1 protein-coding gene and 2 pseudogenes are annotated in these 2,021 nt (G+C 34.0%); 1 reads left to right on the top strand and 2 read right to left on the bottom strand.

Annotation, left to right across the window (positions count from 1 at the left end):
• A pseudogene (locus Q0075_RS03385) lies at positions 1 to 112 on the bottom strand (DUF4407 domain-containing protein); the annotation flags it as partial.
• A gap of 158 nt (positions 113 to 270) precedes the next feature.
• Positions 271 to 1,587: an adenosylhomocysteinase gene (gene ahcY / locus Q0075_RS03380; RefSeq protein WP_297868282.1), complete on the bottom strand. Its 1,317-nt coding sequence runs from the start codon at positions 1,585 to 1,587 to the stop codon at positions 271 to 273.
• 130 nt (positions 1,588 to 1,717) lie between these two features.
• Between ahcY and Q0075_RS03375 the strand changes: the two are divergent.
• Positions 1,718 to 2,021, top strand: a pseudogene (locus Q0075_RS03375) (4-phosphopantetheinyl transferase); the annotation flags it as partial.

Below are 2,021 nucleotides of genomic sequence, written 5' to 3'. Positions count from 1 at the left end.
TGAAGAAAACGGTAGCTCCAATTCCGGCATATTTGTTTTGCTCGCCATTAGAACAGCCGTTAATTATGTCGGAATCTACGCCTGAGCATAATATAAAAAAACGTTTTAACATGATGATTGATTTTGATTGATGATGATTAGTACAAATTTAACGCCAAAAGTTTCAAGTTGTTGCTAATTTGTTAAAAAATAGTTGGTAAAAGAAAAACCCTCACATTGCTGCAAGGGTTTAAATTATTTTGAGATGCTGAAACGAGTTCAGCATGACAATTAATATCTATAATACTCAGGTTTAAATGGGCCTTGAACTTCAACTCCAATGTAAGCTGCTTGCTCTGGGTTTAAAGTTTCTAATTCAACACCTAATTTAGCTAAGTGAAGCGCTGCTACTTTTTCATCTAAATGTTTAGGTAACATATATACTTCATTTTTGTATGCTGCACTGTTTGTCCATAACTCTAACTGAGCTAACGTTTGGTTTGTGAATGAATTACTCATTACAAAACTTGGGTGACCTGTAGCACAACCTAAGTTTACTAAACGTCCTTCAGCTAAAATGATGATGTCATTTCCATTGATAGTATATTTGTCAACTTGTGGTTTGATTTCAATTTTAGAGGCACCATGGTTTTTATTCAACCAAGCCATATCGATTTCGTTATCGAAGTGTCCAATGTTACAAACGATAGTTTTATCTTTCATAGCTTCAAAGTGACGACCAACAACGATATCTTTATTTCCAGTTGTAGTAATTACGATATCAGCATTACCAACAACAGTGTCTAATTTTTTTACTTCAAAACCGTCCATAGCTGCTTGTAAAGCACAAATTGGATCAATTTCAGTAACAGTTACAATAGAACCAGCGCCACGGAAAGAAGCCGCAGTTCCTTTTCCAACGTCACCGTATCCACAAACAACTACTCTTTTACCTGCTAACATAACATCAGTTGCACGACGAATAGCATCAACAGCTGATTCTTTACATCCGTATTTGTTATCAAATTTTGATTTAGTTACCGAATCATTTACGTTGATTGCAGGCATGAATAAAGTTCCGTTTTTCATTCTTTCATACAAACGGTGAACTCCAGTAGTAGTTTCTTCTGATAAACCTTTAATTCCAGGAATTAATTCTGGGTAACGATCAAAAACCATATTAGTTAAATCACCACCATCATCTAAAATCATGTTCAATGGTTTTCTATCTTCACCAAAGAATAAAGTTTGCTCAATACACCAATCGAAATCTTCTTCATTCAAACCTTTCCAAGCATAAACCTGAATTCCAGCAGCAGCAATAGCAGCAGCAGCTTGATCTTGAGTTGAAAAAATATTACAAGATGACCAAGTAACTTCTGCACCTAAAGCGATTAAAGTTTCAATTAAAACTGCAGTTTGAATCGTCATGTGAAGACATCCCGCAATTCTAGCTCCTTTTAAAGGTTGAGATGCTCCGTATTCAGCTCTTAAAGCCATTAAACCTGGCATTTCAGCTTCAGCTAATTCAATTTCTTTTCTTCCCCAAGCTGCAAGCGAAATATCTTTCACTTTATAAGCTACATAAGGTAATGTTTGTGTACTCATCTATTATGTATATTTGTATATTCTAAAATTAGGGTGCAAAATTACGAAATATCTTTTTATTTTTTCAAAGATTTCTATTAATTTGTGAATTGTTTAGTTTTCTAATGATTTGAAAAACAACAAAATATAAATGCCGCTATATAAAATTATACATATAAACGAAACCACCACTGCGTACTTTTGGCATATTACCGAAGACGTAACTTCATTATTTAGAGCGGTTTCGTTAAAAGATACTTCGCTTTTTCGTTTAGAAGGAATGAAATCGGAAGAACACCAGAGAGGATTTTTAGCGGTTCGAATGTTACTACAACATTTGGGTTACACGGATTATGATTTAACATATGATGAAGCTGGAAAGCCTCATTTAATTGATGGCAAACATATTTCTATATCACATTCGCATGAATTTTCATGTATTTGTATTAGTGATG

It is taken from the genome of uncultured Flavobacterium sp. (genome assembly GCF_937967675.1).
GTDB lineage: Bacteria > Bacteroidota > Bacteroidia > Flavobacteriales > Flavobacteriaceae > Flavobacterium.
The sequence above is the reverse complement of the archived record's forward strand: the minus strand, read 5'-3'. Positions and strand labels throughout refer to the sequence as shown.

Coding starts and splice junctions, on each gene's coding strand:
- ahcY (WP_297868282.1), bottom strand. CDS start 1,587: ATGAGTACACAAACATTACCTTATGTAGCTTATAAAGTGAAAGATATT.